The sequence below is a fragment of the Streptomyces sp. CA-106110 genome (assembly GCF_050936285.1).
In the GTDB taxonomy this organism is placed as follows: Bacteria; Actinomycetota; Actinomycetes; order Streptomycetales; family Streptomycetaceae; genus Streptomyces.
In genome coordinates this window covers 2,685,122-2,699,637 of the sequence record NZ_JBNJNB010000001.1, presented here as the reverse complement: position 1 = coordinate 2,699,637, position 14,516 = coordinate 2,685,122, and the positions used below count along the sequence as shown (strand labels likewise).

Genomic DNA, 14,516 nt, shown 5'->3' with positions numbered 1-14,516 from the left:
GCCCCGGAACGGGTGAAGGGCGGGTCCACAGGGGCCGTGCCCCCGCTCGAGAGGCGAGACCATGACTGAGCCAGTTCGCATCTACCTGGTGACCAACCCTGGCCCGGTGTTCGGCCCCGGCGCGCGTCGTCATCCGCAGCTCCGCCGCGGCCGGTTCGGTCGTCGACCGCGTCGTCGACGGCCACCCCGTCCGCGTCCTGCTCACCGACACCCCGCTGTCCGACTACGGCAACGTGTTCGCCGCAGAACTGCAGGACCGCTACCTGTAGCGCTGTCCGTGCCGAAAAGGCCGTCCGTGCTGGTCAAACAGCGTGTTGGTACTCGTGGAGGGAGCCGTTGAGGAGGTCGTGTCGGCGTATGTCGAGACGGACGATTTGTCCTGGGTCGGTGATGGGGCCGGAGAGTGCGCGCAGCGGGGCGGTGGCCTGCAGTGATCGGTGGGTCCGGTGCTCGTTGTAGTGCGACTCGTACTCGCGCAGCGCGTGGCGGAGGTGGCGCTCGCTCCAGATGATGGTGCGGTCGAGGAGTTCGCGGCGCAGGCTGAGTACCCTGTGGGGGCTCGGAGAGTCATCGCCGCTGGTCAAGCTGCGTACCGGTACTGGTTGATGGTGCCGTCGAGGATGTGGGTGCGCAGGAGTCTGTGGCTGTCGAGGTCGTGGACGGTGGCGGGCTGCCCGGAGGCGTGAGGGGGCTCTGATCTCGGGCCCGGTGAGGTCGATGCGTGTTGTAGTGCCGTTCGAAGTCGGCGAGGACTTGCCGGGCGTGGGCCTCGTTCATGAGCAGGACGTGGTCGAGGGCCTCGCGGCGGACGGTGCCGATCACCCGCTTGCAGTGCGCGTTCATCCGTGGCGCCCGTGGCGCGCTGAGCAGCACATCCATGTCCTCGGCGTCGAAGGACTGGTCGTACTTGGTGCCGCGGTCGCGCAGCACGAAGCGCAGCCACTCTATGCGCGTGTCGAGTTGGTCGGCGAGATTGCGGGTCTGTTGCGTCGCCCAGGCGCGAGTGGGGTGGGCGGTGACGCCGGTGAGGTGCGGTCTGCGGGTGCCGTGTTCCAGGAACGCCATGGCGTACAGGCGTTTTCCGAGCATGGTGTCGACGTGGAAGAAGTCGGCTGCGATGATCCCTTGGGCTTGGGTGGTCAGGAACTCGCGCCAGCTGGGGCCGGACCGGCGTGGAGCCGGGTCGATGCCCGCGGCGTTCAGGATCCCCCAGACCGTGGACGGTGCGATCGGATGGCCCGGCCGGGTCAATTCGCCCTGGATCCTGCGGTGTTCCCACCGGGGATTCTCGCCGGCCAAGCGCAGCACCAGCTTCCTGAGCGCGGCCGCAGTCGGGGGGTCGGCCGGTGCGGCGGCGGGCGGAGTAGTCCCACTTCTTGGCGATCAGCTTGCGGTGTCAGGCCGGCAGGGTGCCGGGGGTGAGGGGGAAGTCGTCGGCCCAGCGGCGGCGCGGTATCAGCGAGGACAGCGCGGAGAGCCAGAACCGGTCGGCCCACTCGTAGTGGACCGGGCCCTTGAGCTGACGGCGCAGGATTGAGTTCCCATGCCTCAGCACCAACAACTCGGCTTCCCTGGCGGTGTCTCGGCGCAGCAGGACAGCCGGTAGGGACAGCAGGGTGCGAGCAGCGCGGTACAACAGCGACACGATCATCGGGACAGCGTCTCAGCCACCACCGACAACCATATACACCGCTGCTCACCTGCAGCGATGCCTTCACGAGCCCCACAGGGTTCCCACTAGCTCCAGCGAGGACAGCTGGCGGCACCCAAGTCCCAGCCTGGGGTGGGACCGGAAACGTGACTAACCTCGCGCTTTCATGAGGCAGTGCGTCCAGTGGGTGATCAGAAACGCGAAGAGTGCTCCTGACCTGCAACGATGGGACTTGTCTAGGGTCCAGGTCGTCACATGAAAGAAGCACTCTCCAGGTGAAGAAGCGTATCGGGTCCTACCCGCGTGTCCGTACCGAAGGCGATGGTCGCGGGGTGGTCTCCCAGGCCGGCGGTGTGCTGCTGGTGGAGACAATCCGCAAGACCGGCCTGGACAGGGCGATATCGGCGGCATTGGCGCCGTGGCACAAGCTGCGCGCGGTACATGATCCGGGCAAGGTCCTGCTGGATGTGGCGCTCGCGGTCGCGCTGGGCGGGGACTGTCTGGCGGATGTCGGGATGCTGCGGGCCGAGCCGGCCGTGTACGGGCCGGTGGCTTCCGACCCGACGGTCTCCCGCCTGATCGACACCCTCGCCGCGGCCGGACCGAAGGCCATTCACGCGATACGGGCCGCACGGGCCGAAGCGCGCAAGCACGTCTGGAACGTGGCCAAGCATGCGGCCCCGGACGCCGGAGGACAGGTGATCGTCGACCTGGACGGGGTGCTCGTGCTGGCCCATTCCGAGAAGCAGGACGCCACCGCGACCTGGAAGAAGACCTTCGGACACCACCCGCTGATGGGGTTCGTCGATCACGGAAGCGGTGGCAGCGGGGAACCGGTGGCCGGCCTGCTCAGGCCGGGCAACGCAGGCAGCAACACCGCCGCCGACCACATCACCACGGCCCAACTCGCCCTGGCCCAACTGCCGAAGAAGTACCGACGCGGACGCCAGACGCTGATTCGTACCGACTCCGGAGGCGGAACGCACGAGTTCACAGCCTGGCTCGCCCAGCGGGGAAGGTGGCTGTCGTATTCGGTCGGCATGACCATCACCGACGCCATCCACCAGGCCGTCCTCAAAGTCCCGCCCGCCGCATGGACGGTGGCCGTCGAGCCGGGTGGCGAGATCCGCGACGGCGCCTGGGTGGCCGAACTCGACGGCGATGTCCTCAAGGGCTGGCCGAAGGGAATGCGGCTAATCGTCCGCAAGGAACGGCCGCATCCCGGCGCGCAGTTGCGCTTCACCGACGCCGACGGCCTGCGGCTCACCGCGTTCGCCACGAACACCACCGGCGTCCCGATCGCCGCACTCGAACTGCGGCACCGCCAGCGGGCACGCGCCGAGGACCGCATACGCGCGGCCCGGGCTACCGGCCTGCGCAACCTGCCCCTGCACGACACCGCGCAGAACCAGATCTGGCTGGAGATCGTCCAGGTCGCCCTTGACCTGCTGGCCTGGATGCCCATGCTCGCGCTGACCGGCAAGACCCGCACATGGGAGCCCCGCCGTCTCCGGCTCCGCCTGTTCTCCGCCGCCGGCCAGATCGTCACGACCGCCCGCCGCCGGCACCTGAGATTCGCACGCCACTGGCCCTGGACCGACGCGATCATTGATGCCCTGGCACGGCTCGAAGCTCTCCCGAACCCCGGCTGACCAGCGCGTTCCCGTCCCTACGAGCAGCACCACTCCGACCGGAGCCGTGGAACCCGGCGCCCACCCGACGCGACAGCCGGGTACTCAGCCTGCCCGATACATGCGCAACAAGCCGAAACGGCCCACCAGATGAACCGACGGACCGTCACGAAAGATCGAGGCTAACGTCCCTGAACACCCTGCAAGCCAGTGAACTGCAGAAATACTTGACAACCCTAGATAACCGCCGAGTGCGGTGGCGAGGGAGTCCAAGTCTGGCGTCCCAATCGCACTTTGGCTCCCTCGTCGCATGCGCGCAGCCGATCGCTTGAAATCGATCATTCAGGTGGCCTGGCGGCTACTGCTGCTCGGCGGAGGGCCGTCGCACCTCGAAGTGGAAGCATCCGTATTCCACTGCCCTGACGTGCACGAGCACCACGTCCGGGTCGTTGAACGCATCGTCGAAGGCTGCATCGAAGCCAGCCGTGGCGTCGGCCGGGACCTCCAGAAGGCGGCCACCGGCGATATGGCCCTGGGCGTCATAGCGGCGCACGGTACGCAGGGCGTCAGGCCGATCGAAGGGGTAGTTCTCGCCGGGAGTGAACCCATCGCAGTCATCGGCGTGGATGAAGACGGGACCCTGTTCGTCGTACGCGCCCGGAAGTGCACCACTCGCGGCGGCCCAGCGACGCAACGGGGCGTAGGAAACAAGGGCAATCCGCTCGCCGAGCGTGATGGGGCGCAGGCAGCAGCGCAGCGGCGAGCCCACGTCGTCACGGGTCGCGATGTACGGGGCACAGGGACGGCCCGCGTCGTCGGCAACTCGCAGTTCCTTGAGGACAGCTGTGTCAACGGGGAGCACGGTGTACCTGGTCATGTACCCATGCTGGCTCGACGCACGTGTGTTTGCTGGCAGGAAACGGACGTCACGTTGGTGCGTACCCACGTAGTAGGGCTTGGTCAGGTAGGGGGCGAGCGTGTCGTATCAGGGCCAGGGTCTTCGGCAGGTGGGGCACGCCCCGGCCCAGCAGACGAGGAGGACTTGGAGCCCGGCCACGACCTGGTAGATCGTCAGACCGTGGCCGGTGCTGGCGGGCACAGTCGCTCCAGGGTGCAGAACGCCTGCGCCACCGAGGCCAGCGTGAGATGTCGCAGGAAGCCCTGGTAGGTGCGTCCCTCGAAGTGGCCCAGCCCCAGGGCGGTCTTCAATTCCCGGTAGTCGTGCTCGACCCGCCAGCGGATCTTCGCCAGCCGCACCAGGCGCCGCAGGGGAACGTGGGCGGGCAAGGTGGACAGCCAGTACTTGGTCGGCTCCGGCTCTTTGGCGGGCCACTCGGCCAGCAGCCAGCACACCGGCAGGTCCTCACCGGGGTGCGCCCGGCGGACCCGCGCTCCGGCCGGCCGGACCCGCAGCGCGACGAAGTACGAGCGCAGCGGCCCCTTCGAGCCGCGCCGCCAGGTGACGCGGTGCCGTGCGCCGCGCCCGGCGGCCAGCACGATCTCGCGGACCGACACCGGCTTGTCCCGGTAGCAGGGCACCGGCGGCCGCCCGGTGCCCGACCACGGCGGGGCGGTGCGCGCCGCCGTCTGGGGCAACACCGCGGTATCCGACCGCACCCCGACGACATACGCGATCTCCCGCTCCTCCAGTGCCAGGCGAAAGGCCCCGTCCTGCCCGTAGCCCTCGTCGGCCACCACCAGCGGCGGATCCAGGCCCCAGCAGCGCAGCTCGTCGACCATGTCCACGGCCAGCTGCCACTTCGGCACGTGCCCGACCTCATCGGGGACGCGCGCCCGACGGCGCCGCAGGACGGCGCTCTCGGGCTCGTCTGCGGTGGCCGGATCCCATTCGGCGGGCAGGAACAGCCGCCAGTTCACCGGGCAGGAGGCGGCGTCGGTGACCAGGTGCAGACTCGGCGCGACCTGGCAGTTGGCGGTCTTGCCCAGCGCGCCGCAGTACTGCGCGGCCACCCCCGGGGAGGCATGACCGTCCTTGGGGAAGGACACGTCGTCGATCACCCAGGCTGCCGGGTGGATGGCCGGCTCCATCCGCCAGGCCAGCTCGGCCAGCACCATCTGGTGCGACCACGGGGAGTCGGCCAGGAACTGCTGCAGGCCCTGCCGGTCCACCCCCAGCCGGGCGGCCATCGGCTCCATCGACTTGCGCCGCCCCGCGCCCAGCAGCCCCCGCACATACCGCTCGCCCCACCGCCGCTGATCCACCCGCCCGAACGAGCCGAACACCTCGGCCGCGAGCGACTCCAACCGCTGTTGGGCCTCCGTGAGCTCCTGCGGTGTCATTCCCCTCACCTCCGAGAGACGACACACCGCTACTCACCCAAGGTAACCAAGCCCTAGTAGAAGGCTGACCGGAAACGTCACACCCACTGAACGCAGGCCGCCTACGATCGCCGACCTGTCCTGCTCGGAAATACGATTCTGGGTCTGGCCTGCAACTTCTTCGCGCGGGCAGCGGCCTCCGCGGCGCCTGGGATGATCCTTCGATGTCACTGTCGATCATCACCGCGCTGATCCGGATTTGATCAAGGTGCCCGTTGCCGTGCTGCGCAGTCGCGTGGCCAAGGACGCAGAAGTCCTGGCGTTGCGGCACGAGAACGCGGTGCTGCGCCGTCAGATCGCCCGGGTCCGATACGAGCCCGCCGACCGGATCTGGTTCGCTGCACTCTCACGGCTGGTCCCTCGCGAGCGCTGGCGCCAGGTCTTCGCGGTCACCCCCACGACACTCTTGGTTTGACATCGGCAACTCGTAGCACGCAAACGGATATACGCCCAGCACCGCCGTCCTGGCAGGCCCTCCACCGTGCCCACGATCAAACGACTCATCCTGCGCCTGGCGAAGGAGAATCACACCTGGGGCCACCGCCGGATACAGGGCGAGCTCGCGCGCCTTGGGTACCCGATCGCCCCGTCCACGGTCTGGGAGATTTTGCACGCCGCCGGCATCGACCCGGCCCCGCAACGCTCCGGCCCAACCTGGCGCCAGTTCCTGAATGCCCAGGCTCACGGCATCCTCGCCGCGGACTTCGTGCACCTCGACACCATTTCGCTCAGGCGCCTGTATGCCCTGGTCTTTATCGAGCACGGCACGAGACGTGTCCACCTCGTCGGCGTAACCGCCCGCCCCACCGCACGGTGGACCATCCAGCAGGCCAGGAATCTGGCCATGACTTTGCGGTGCCGGATGGACTCGTTGCGCTTCCTGCTCCGTGATCGGGATACGAAGGACACCCATGCCTTCGACGCCGCCTTCCAGGCCGACGACATGGAGATCCTGCTCAGCCCGCCGTGGGCACCGCGAGCGAACGCAATCTGCGAGAGAGCCGTGGGCACCCTGCGCCGCGAGATCCTCGACGCCATCTTGATCTACAACGAGGCTCACGCAGCACAGGTGTTGACCGAGTACATCCACCACTACAACGGGCACCGGCCTCACCAGTCTCGGCGGCAACTACCCAGACAGCGCCGAACTACTCGTCCAGGCCACCGTCACCGACTTCCAGGCTCACCCGATCCGACGACAATCCATCCTCGGAGGATTGATCAACGAGTACGAGCGCGCCGCCTGACCGAACGACACCGCCGCAGCTCACAGCGCCGAACTGTATTTTCGAGCGGGACAGGGTCATCACGCTGTGGATCGGGCCCCAGGCGGCGTTGTGGTTATGGGTGCGCTAGCTGCCGTGCTCGATGACACGGATGCCGGACTTCTTCAGGACGGCGAGGAACTGGTCTTCGGCCCGTCGCTGGGCCACGTTGGGACGCTTTCTCCCCCGCGCCTCCATGTTCACTGCTCACCAGGGGCCACCTGGCGGTCCCTCGGCAGGCAAGCCTTGCGGTGTTCCCGCACACACTCGAGGGTGGAGGGTCGCCCGAGCGGGCGTAGCCTGACGCATCTCGCCTCGAGGTGACCTCAGTGCGAAACCTCGGATGGAGCGATCTGGGCGGCACCGCTCACTAAACTCAACTGCCATGGAGGAAGGGGCGGAATGTTCGGGTTGATTTCGAAACTGGCGGAGATTCTGTCCTCGCACTGGGGGAGACTGCTCGAGGGCAGGCAACTCGGCCGGGATGCGGATGTTGCCCGGCACTTGGTACGCGTGGTGGTGACGCTGCAAGATCTGTGCATTCGTGGTGAGCAGTTGCTGGTGCTAGCCGAGAAGCTTCTTGATGGCGAGGGGACGCCGGAAACGTCAGGGGAGTTCACTGGAACTCTGGGCCAGCAAGCGCGTGAGGTAGCCAGTTTGCGGTCCCTCCTGGATGAGTCCAAGGGACTGATGGCCACCATCGACGCACAGCTCTACCTGGACCTGGCGCCTATGGTCGACCAGAAATCCGGTCTACTCACACGGTGGGGCCGTCAGGCAACGCTGAGTGAGTTCTCAACAACTACCCTATTTTTCCTGCCTGCGGGCGACCTGACGCGTCTCATCGAGGCCGGCCGGGCAAGCGTCGGCTCCGATGGCTTGGACGTGGAGCGCACCACGTACGTGGCCGCCATCGCCGACAGCATCCGTAATACTCGCTCGCGAGAGGTGCGCGACATTCGCCTCGCTCCCCAGGGCGTCCAGGATCAGGTGCGCACGGAGATTGCGTCCGCGCGCGCTGACCTGGCGCATGCGAAGGACTACTGCTTGACGCTGCGTGGCGCGACCGAGACAGCAGTCGGGCCCGCGGCCATGGCCAGGCTCCGGCGCAAGCTCCTGCCGTGAGGGAGACTAATGACGGCGATGCCGCATCGCCTGGTACAGCTCAGGATCCCTCGGATAGCCCATCGCCGCGAAGGCATAGGCGCCGACCCCGCTGGCCAGGATCGTCACCTGTGCAAACCCCAGCAGAGTGGCGAGACGCTCGGTGTTGAACATCATCCGTTGGAACAAGCCGGTGTGTGCCAAGGCGTTCGCAATCCGGATCTCGTCGACGTGCAGAGCGACCTTGTCGGACCAGCTCAACTGCAGCAGCGCTTGTGCGCTGCCGTCACCCAGCATGACGTCGACGTTCCCGCCCCCGCCCGGGTACAGGGCCACATCGGCCCGCGCTGCGTCCAGGCCGTTCAGCAGCGTTTCGACGAACCGCGTCGGCGTGATGGGCATCGAGGCCCGCCAGCATGACACGAACTCATCGTCGAGCGCCACGCAGGTCAGGGTCGGCTCCAGTTGATGGAAGTCAGTGATGGCCACGTCAGCGGCGGCCGTGGCCACGTCGTCCTCTCCCTGGGCAGAGGCCGTCACCGTGAGCTGAGACGCCTCGTGCACCAACTCGTCCCACGCCGAGTCGGCTCGGAAGCGTGGCAGCAGCACGTCTCCTTCAAGGGCGGCCCAGCCACGCAGCCACCACGCCACGCTGCGCACCGGCCGCAGCCCGGCCAGCGTGGCCGCGACGATGAAGCACCGCACGAGCAACAGAGTGGCTCCTGCGCCGTCCAGCTCGATCGGCCCCGGCTGTTCGCAGGTCAGGGCCACCTCTTCAGCCGCTCGCTCCATCTCGGTGTAGGCCACGATGTGCGGAGCGTTGGTGATCCGGTACTCAATGTGGGAGTCCAGCACGGCTCCGGTGTCCACCGGTTGGTAGACGACGTCGTCGGAAGTGATGATCAGCGGCCACACTCCCTCTTCGTCACCCATCACGAACTCCACGGCGGGATCCCCGCTCGGGGCCCAGATGCGCTTGCACCGCCTCACTTTGGCGGCGTCGATGCGCACCGTGTCATCGATGGAGGGCACGTACACGCAGACCCGGCCTGCCGTCACAACTGCCCGGTGTCCCCGCAGCCCCTCCAGCGCTTGGACGACGTCCGCAGCCTCCATCAGGTGTCCCCCGTGTGTCGAGTTCTCGGCCACTGTCCATCCTCGCCCATCTGCAGCCTGTGCGCGGCGACTTCGGCGGACCCCTGGCCACGTGCCTGCCGTCCGTCCGGACTGTCCGTCCAACGCTCGTCGGGACAGTCCGTGCACGTTGGTCTCATCTCCGACAGCGACGGCCATGAGACCGAGGCCGTCCGCAATCCGCCAACGATCAAGAGCGACTAAGCAATGCCTGGCGTCAGGTACAGCGCGGCAAGTCGGGGCAAGCGGCGGCGGAAGATCAGGTACAACCGCCGCAACTTGGGCCTGGGGAGCCGGTGGAGGAGCGCTGCAGGGAAAGCACGGTCCTCCGGGGTGAGCTGAGGCCTGTCGATCTGCCGCTGCAGGACAACCAACTGGTGGGGCGGTGTCAATATCTCGATGTCCTTGTCCGCGTCGCTCATCGGCAGCAGCCGGATGAGGACGAACACGCTCCGCATAGCGAGGTAGGGCAGTCGCAGCAGCACGATCCATCAGCTTGACACGCAGGCCCGGCGATCAGCGGCCCTTCGCAAAAACCTGCACATCACAGACCATGGATGGGGTTTTCTGCACCCGCAACGTCCTACGCGGGATTCCGCCCCCTTCTCCCGGCCACTGCCACTGTCGTCCCGCAGCTACCCCGTGTTGCGCGGATGCGGCGATGCGAGAGCAACCGCCACACGCAGCCGCGTCTCTTCCGGCCGGTCGCGGACGGGTTGTTGTGCTGGGGCTGTTGCGGCGCGCGAGCCGGGGAGGGGGCCGGGTCAGCTCCGGTCGGGGAGCAGGTCACCGTGCGAGGCGCGGCTGCGGTCCGGGCCATTCTTCGCGGGCGGGTCGTCCTCCGACGAGCGCCTCTCGGTGACCTCAAGCCCTGTGCGCCCCTTTTGCCCGGGAGCTCGCTGTCGCGTCACCGGCTGCTGTATACAGTAACCGCGCCGCCATCGCCCCCCCACTCCACCGAAGGGCTGTGAAGTGCTGTCCGGAACCGGAATACGTGTCCGTCTGAGTGGGCACCGTGCCGTCGGTGCCGTGTTCGTCGCGGCTGTTGTGGCCGTGTCATCCGGATGCTCGGCGCACGACGGCAAACGGAAGCCGGCGGGGCGGCACGCCTCCTCGAAAGCCACGCAGGCCCAACCGGAGTCGAAAGCCACGCGTCCCGGGACCAGGGCCCCCGCCCCGGAGCCGAAGACCGCCGCGCAGTTCGTCGCCCGCGCTCGGCAGACCGTCGGGGCCGAGAAGGGATGGACGTTCGCCGTGCGTGGCAGCGAGTCCGCCGTCATGCAGGGGCAGGCGCCGTCCAGCGCCACCTATGCCGCGACCGTGCACCGCACCACCGACCCGGCCGCACTCCAGCAGACCGGCACGGTCACCACCAGCAAGGGGGTGCGCAAGCCGGAGGTGGTGTACGTCGTCGGCGGCACGGGTTACGTCAAGGACGCTGCCGAGGGGTGGAAGAAGGGGCCGTTGTCTGATCCGGACATAGCCAATGACATCGAGGATCCCGTGGCCGAGCTGGACGCGTTCGCGGCGTACGCCAAGAGTGCGGAGGTGAGTCGTACGGCGACGGGGGTGCGGCTACAAGTCAGCGCATCTGGCTGGCAGTTGTCGGCCGCCCGGAACCGTCCTGCGCTGAAGCGGGCGGTGCGGGAGGTTGAGCCCACGCTGGGTCAGTTGCGCAAGGCCGGGGTGACGGCGACGGACAGCCAGATCACGCTCAAGAGTTTCAGTGAAACGTGGGACCTGGACCGTGCACACGGGTATCGGCCTGCGTCGCACCGGTACGCGTTCACGTTCCTCGTCCCCTTCCAGGGCGGGGACATCACGGTGAGTCAGGAGGTACGGGCCGACAACGGTGGGGTGTTCGGCGGGAGCGTGGCCTTGCCGTCAGGCGTGAAGTGATCTGTGCGGCGTTGCGGGTGCCGATACATCATCCGGCCTGGTCGCGCGGCGTGGTGGTACTCGTGCAGAGTTCCGCCGAGTCGGTCTCGTCGGCGGATCTCCAGGTGTCTGATGTTCCTCGGTTCCTTGATCGGGTGGGAGAGCAGGCGGAGGGGAGCGGCTTGGCCCAGGGCTCGGTGTGGGTGATGTCTGTTGTACAGCCCCCACCAAGCCGCCGAAGCGACCGATCGCCGCACCGCTGCGGCGGACGGAGGGGGTGCGTCCGTGCGAGCCACCGCTCTGGTTGGGGAACTCGCGGTTCAGGCCCAGAATCATGTCATCTGCGGGGGTGACGGGGAGGTTATGAGCATCGCCAACGTCGTCACCGGCATCTTCGGCGGCATGGGTGGCTGCGGCATGATCGGCCAGACCGTGATCAACGTCAAGAGCGGCGCCCGTACTTGCCTGTCGACGTTCCTGGCAGGGTTCTTCCTGTTCATCCTGTGCGTCAATGGTCGCGTCGGCACCGACACGCGCCGCAGGACGTCGATACCGAGGATCCAGCCGGACAGGCCCTGACAGACCCGTGGCCTGCTACGAACGCTGATGCCATGTGGCCCCGTCGCACCGGCACCGACCAGCTCAGCCCATGGCAGGAGGGGCCGCTACAGGCTTCGGCTGCGATCCATCGGAGGGGCCGAACTCGACGGTCCGCCGGGATTTGCCGTCGGCGTCTCGTCACCGGTGTTCGGGGTTCTCGTAGTCGCGGCGGCAGCCGGCGTCCCAGGCGGTGCGTTGGTTGCCGTAGGCGGGAATGCCGCCGAGGTCCTTCAGCGCTCGGGCCAGGTGGAGCAGGTTCCAGGTCATGAAGGTGGTGTTGCGGTTGGTGAAGTCGTTCTCCGGGCCGCCCGAGCCCGGGTCGAGGTAGGAGGGACCCGGCCCCGCCTCACCGATCCAGCCGGCATCCGCCTGGGGCGGGATGGTGTATCCTAGGTGCTGCAGGCTGTAGAGGACGTTCATGGCGCAGTGCTTGACGCCGTCCTCGTTGCCGGTGAGCAGGCAGCCGCCGACCCGTCCGTAATAGGCATACTGGCCAGCGTCGTTGAGCAGGCTGGAGCAGGCGTAGAGACGTTCGATCACCTGCTTCATCACGGAGCTGTTGTCGCCCAGCCAGATGGGCCCGGACAGTACCAGGATGTCGGCCGCCAGGACCTGCTGGTACAGGTCCGGCCAGGCGTCGGTCTGCCAGCCGTGCTCCCTCATGTCGGGCCAGACACCAGTGGCGATGTCGTGGTCCACGGCCCGTACGACGTCGACCCGCACTCCCTGTGCATCCATGATGGCGGTGCTGCGGTCGATCAGTCCCTGGGTGTTGCTCCGCTCCGGTGACCGTTTCAGTGTGCAGTTGATGACCAGAGCGCGCAGGTCGTCGTAGCGGGCCGGCGGTGCGTCGGTGGCGGGCGACGAAGCAGTCACTTGGCCCTCCCAGAGCCCTGCGCCGCACGCTGGAGGGCGGCGCGTCCCCGCCCAGCGTGCAGACCGGCGGTGGCAGGCGCCAGTGCGACGCGTCCGAAGGATGCGGGCGATGTCTGAGCGCGACATGGGTTGGTACCTCCCGCGAGAAGTCCTGCTGGCCCCCTGTCGGCTGCCGGTGAGTGGCCGGGGCCGGCCTGCGTGCCTACGGTCGCCTCATGGGCATTGACGGCGTGACGGAGGCGCGGAACGCGACGGCAGTGGGCGACGTGGCCCACCTGTTGGTTCGCTGTCTGGAGGCCGAGGGCGTGGAGTACGTCTTCGGGATCCCAGGTGAGGAGAACATCCGCTTCGTCGACGCGCTGAACAGCTCTGGCATCCGGTACGTCCTGGTGCGCCACGAGCAGGCCGCCTCTTTCATGGCGGAGATCTACGGGCGGCTGACCGGCCGGGCCGGGGTGTGTTCGGCCACCCTGGGTCCCGGCGCGATCAATCTGCTGCTCGGCACCGCCGATGCGACGACCAACAGCACACCGCTGGTGGCCCTGGCCGCCCAGGGCTCCCTGCGCCGCATCCACAAGGAGTCGCACCAGGTCATCGACCTCGTCTCGATGTTCGCTCCCGTCACCCAGTGGGCTGCTCGCATCGAGTGTCCCGACGCGGTGCCGGAGATGGTGCGCAAGGCGTTCAAGACCGCGCAGAGTGAACGCCCCGGCGCGGTGTTCCTGGCGGTGCCGGAGGACATCGAAACCGAACCTCCCGCCGAACCGCTCGCGCCCTTGCAGATTGACGTGGTTCGCAGCGATGCACCGTCGCCCTCGCAGATCGCGCGGGCCGCCGACGTTCTCACCGGCGCACGCCGTCCCGTGGTGCTGGCAGGCCACGGCGCCGCCAGAGCCAGGGCCTCGGCCGCCCTCGTGCGGTTCGCGGAGCGGCTGAGCGTCCCGGTGGCGACCACGTTCCACGGTAAGGGCGTCTTTCCCGACGACCACCCGGGCGCCCTCGGCGCGGTCGGCTTCATGCGTCACGACTACGGCAACTTCGGCTTCGACGCGGCCGACGTGCTTGTCTGCGTCGGCTACGAGATCCAGGAGTTCGACCCGGTCAAGATCAACCCGAACGGCGACAAGCGGATCTTGCATGTGCACCGTTTCCCTGCCGAGGTGGACGCCCACTACCCGGTCGCGGTGGGAGTCGAGGGCGACCCCTCGCAGGCGCTGGACGCACTGGCGGCCGCACTGCCCGACCACCTCACCTACGAGTCGAGGACCGGCGAGAAGATCCGTAGGCTCCTCGACGAGGAGCTCCAGTACGGACGCAGCAGCGACGCGTTCCCCGTGGTTCCGCAGCGCGTGGTGGCCGATGTCCGCTCCGCCCTGAACCGCCACGACATCGTGCTCGCGGACACCGGCGCCGGAAAGATGTGGATGGCCCGCCTGTACCCGGCCTACGAGCCGGACACCTGCCTGCTCTCCAACGGCCTGTCCACCATGGGGTTTGCGCTGCCGGGCGCTATCGCCGCCAAGCTCGCCCGGCCGGACCGGCAGGTCCTCGCCATGATGGGTGACGGCTCGTTCCTGATGAACTCCCAGGAACTGGAGACCGCCATCCGTGAACGCATCCCGCTGGTCGTCCTCGTTCTGGTGGACGAGGAATACGGCCTGATCACCTGGAAGATGGAGCTCGAACTCGGCCGGCACAGCCATACTCGGTTCACCAACCCGGACCTGGTCGCCTACGCCGAGAGCTTTGGCGCCCGCGGCTACTCGATCGAAGCCGCCGACCAACTGCTGCCCACGCTGCGCCGTGCCCTGGACGACGACACCGTGTCCGTCATCGCCTGTCCCGTCGACTACTCCGAGAACCTGCGTCTGACCGACAAACTGGGCGATCTGCACGGTCCGTTCTGATCGCTGTCGTCTGCGACGGCAGGGGCCCGTCGGTAGGGACAGCAGCGTGCGAGCAGTGCGGTACAACAGCGACACGACCATCGGGACAGCGTCTCAGCCACCACCGACAACCATGTACACCGCTGCTCAC

The 14,516-nt window shown here is 67.7% G+C and carries 14 protein-coding genes and 1 pseudogene; 7 read left to right on the top strand and 8 right to left on the bottom strand.

What is annotated here, in order from left to right:
• Positions 1-302: 302 nt before the first annotated feature.
• The 3 genes from ACQEXA_RS12475 to ACQEXA_RS12465 form a co-directional block, all read right to left on the bottom strand.
• Complete coding sequence (locus ACQEXA_RS12475) at positions 303-584, bottom strand: integrase core domain-containing protein (protein WP_433129833.1); 282 nt, start codon at positions 582-584, stop codon at positions 303-305.
• Positions 568-1,308, bottom strand: coding sequence for an integrase core domain-containing protein (locus ACQEXA_RS12470; RefSeq protein ID WP_433129831.1), 741 nt, complete (start codon positions 1,306-1,308; stop codon positions 568-570). Before ACQEXA_RS12470 ends, ACQEXA_RS12475 begins: the two co-directional genes overlap by 17 nt.
• Positions 1,309-1,396: 88 nt before the next feature.
• A complete protein-coding gene (locus ACQEXA_RS12465) occupies positions 1,397-1,651 on the bottom strand; it encodes an integrase (RefSeq protein WP_433129829.1) in 255 nt (84 codons plus the stop codon).
• Positions 1,652-1,926: 275 nt separating this feature from the next.
• On the opposite strand from ACQEXA_RS12465, the gene ACQEXA_RS12460 reads away from it, so the two are divergent.
• On the top strand, positions 1,927-3,303 hold the full coding sequence (locus ACQEXA_RS12460; protein ID WP_433129827.1) for an IS1380 family transposase: 1,377 nt from the start codon (positions 1,927-1,929) through the stop codon (positions 3,301-3,303).
• 337 nt (positions 3,304-3,640) lie between these two features.
• On the opposite strand, the gene ACQEXA_RS12455 is transcribed toward ACQEXA_RS12460, so the two are convergent.
• The gene (locus ACQEXA_RS12455; RefSeq protein WP_433129825.1) at positions 3,641-4,159 is read right to left on the bottom strand and encodes a DUF1203 domain-containing protein; all 519 of its coding nucleotides are present in this window, start codon (positions 4,157-4,159) and stop codon (positions 3,641-3,643) included.
• Between the two features lie 194 nt (positions 4,160-4,353).
• Positions 4,354-5,583, bottom strand: coding sequence for an IS701 family transposase (locus ACQEXA_RS12450; protein WP_432923500.1), 1,230 nt, complete (start codon positions 5,581-5,583; stop codon positions 4,354-4,356).
• A gap of 259 nt (positions 5,584-5,842) precedes the next feature.
• On the opposite strand from ACQEXA_RS12450, the gene ACQEXA_RS12445 reads away from it, so the two are divergent.
• The 3 genes from ACQEXA_RS12445 to ACQEXA_RS12435 all read left to right on the top strand — a co-directional run bounded on the left by ACQEXA_RS12445 (position 5,843) and on the right by ACQEXA_RS12435 (position 8,012).
• Positions 5,843-6,037, top strand: a complete 195-nt coding sequence (locus ACQEXA_RS12445; protein WP_433129823.1) for a hypothetical protein — start codon at positions 5,843-5,845, stop codon at positions 6,035-6,037.
• Positions 6,038-6,466: 429 nt separating this feature from the next.
• Positions 6,467-6,994: an integrase core domain-containing protein gene (locus tag ACQEXA_RS12440; protein ID WP_433134535.1), complete on the top strand. Its 528-nt coding sequence runs from the start codon at positions 6,467-6,469 to the stop codon at positions 6,992-6,994.
• Positions 6,995-7,289: 295 nt separating this feature from the next.
• On the top strand, positions 7,290-8,012 hold the full coding sequence (locus tag ACQEXA_RS12435; protein ID WP_433129821.1) for a hypothetical protein: 723 nt from the start codon (positions 7,290-7,292) through the stop codon (positions 8,010-8,012).
• 6 nt (positions 8,013-8,018) lie between these two features.
• On the opposite strand, the gene ACQEXA_RS12430 is transcribed toward ACQEXA_RS12435, so the two are convergent.
• The gene (locus ACQEXA_RS12430; RefSeq protein ID WP_433129819.1) at positions 8,019-9,140 is read right to left on the bottom strand and encodes a hypothetical protein; all 1,122 of its coding nucleotides are present in this window, start codon (positions 9,138-9,140) and stop codon (positions 8,019-8,021) included.
• 185 nt (positions 9,141-9,325) lie between these two features.
• Positions 9,326-9,610: a hypothetical protein gene (locus tag ACQEXA_RS12425; protein WP_433129817.1), complete on the bottom strand. Its 285-nt coding sequence runs from the start codon at positions 9,608-9,610 to the stop codon at positions 9,326-9,328.
• A gap of 544 nt (positions 9,611-10,154) precedes the next feature.
• On the opposite strand from ACQEXA_RS12425, the gene ACQEXA_RS12420 reads away from it, so the two are divergent.
• Both ACQEXA_RS12420 and ACQEXA_RS12415 read left to right on the top strand, forming a co-directional pair.
• The gene (locus tag ACQEXA_RS12420) at positions 10,155-11,024 is read left to right on the top strand and encodes a hypothetical protein (RefSeq protein ID WP_433129815.1); all 870 of its coding nucleotides are present in this window, start codon (positions 10,155-10,157) and stop codon (positions 11,022-11,024) included.
• Between the two features lie 348 nt (positions 11,025-11,372).
• Positions 11,373-11,513, top strand: a pseudogene (locus ACQEXA_RS12415) (SulP family inorganic anion transporter); the annotation flags it as partial.
• A gap of 228 nt (positions 11,514-11,741) precedes the next feature.
• Here ACQEXA_RS12415 and ACQEXA_RS12410 read toward each other — a convergent pair.
• Positions 11,742-12,479, bottom strand: coding sequence for a flavodoxin family protein (locus tag ACQEXA_RS12410; protein WP_432934880.1), 738 nt, complete (start codon positions 12,477-12,479; stop codon positions 11,742-11,744).
• Positions 12,480-12,694: 215 nt separating this feature from the next.
• On the opposite strand from ACQEXA_RS12410, the gene ACQEXA_RS12405 reads away from it, so the two are divergent.
• The gene (locus ACQEXA_RS12405; protein ID WP_432934881.1) at positions 12,695-14,386 is read left to right on the top strand and encodes an acetolactate synthase large subunit; all 1,692 of its coding nucleotides are present in this window, start codon (positions 12,695-12,697) and stop codon (positions 14,384-14,386) included.
• The last annotated feature ends 130 nt before the right edge of the window (positions 14,387-14,516 follow it).

What these genes read in the sequence shown, in the direction of transcription:
- ACQEXA_RS12465 (WP_433129829.1), bottom strand. Translation starts at nt 1,651, where the DNA reads ATGATCGTGTCGCTGTTGTACCGCGCTGCTCGCACCCTGCTGTCCCTA.
- ACQEXA_RS12455 (WP_433129825.1), bottom strand. Translation starts at nt 4,159, where the DNA reads ATGACCAGGTACACCGTGCTCCCCGTTGACACAGCTGTCCTCAAGGAA.
- ACQEXA_RS12450 (WP_432923500.1), bottom strand. Translation starts at nt 5,583, where the DNA reads ATGACACCGCAGGAGCTCACGGAGGCCCAACAGCGGTTGGAGTCGCTC.
- ACQEXA_RS12440 (WP_433134535.1), top strand. Translation starts at nt 6,467, where the DNA reads ATGACTTTGCGGTGCCGGATGGACTCGTTGCGCTTCCTGCTCCGTGAT.
- ACQEXA_RS12435 (WP_433129821.1), top strand. Translation starts at nt 7,290, where the DNA reads ATGTTCGGGTTGATTTCGAAACTGGCGGAGATTCTGTCCTCGCACTGG.
- ACQEXA_RS12405 (WP_432934881.1), top strand. Translation starts at nt 12,695, where the DNA reads ATGGGCATTGACGGCGTGACGGAGGCGCGGAACGCGACGGCAGTGGGC.